Here is a 359-nt window from a genome sequence, read left to right as displayed (position 1 = left end):
AGCAAGTCTAGGGAAGAAATTCACTACTGATAAAGGATTTGCAAGTCTTTATGTAGGAGCTTCTTATGAGTATGACTATATTGAGGGAGGAAACTCTGAAGCAAATGGAGGGGGAAGCAGTGTTGTAACCCAACTTGACAAAGTAGAGAGCAATGGAAGAGCAGTGCTAAATGTAGGAAGCAATATTGAGCTAACTAAAGGAGCTAGAATGTATATCGATGTAGAAAAGAGCTTTGGAGATAAGCAAAGAACCTTTATGCAGTTCAATCTTGGAGCAAGATATAGTTTCTAGGATATGAGGATAGAGAAAGGGTGGGATAAAAAAAGGGGTGGGAAATAAAATGAGGGAAAGAGGGGTG

Annotated in this window: 1 protein-coding gene; it reads left to right on the top strand. The window is 39.6% G+C overall.

The features are described 5' to 3' along the window. Positions 1–292 (top strand): autotransporter outer membrane beta-barrel domain-containing protein (locus tag CQA58_RS08135; protein ID WP_115570203.1); only part of this gene is annotated, 292 nt, incomplete at its 5' end. Between the last annotated feature and the right edge of the window lie 67 nt (positions 293–359).

Source organism: Helicobacter brantae (assembly GCF_003364205.1).
GTDB classification, from domain to species: Bacteria; Campylobacterota; Campylobacteria; order Campylobacterales; family Helicobacteraceae; genus Helicobacter_G; species Helicobacter_G brantae.
The sequence above is the reverse complement of the archived record's forward strand: the minus strand, read 5'-3'. Positions and strand labels throughout refer to the sequence as shown.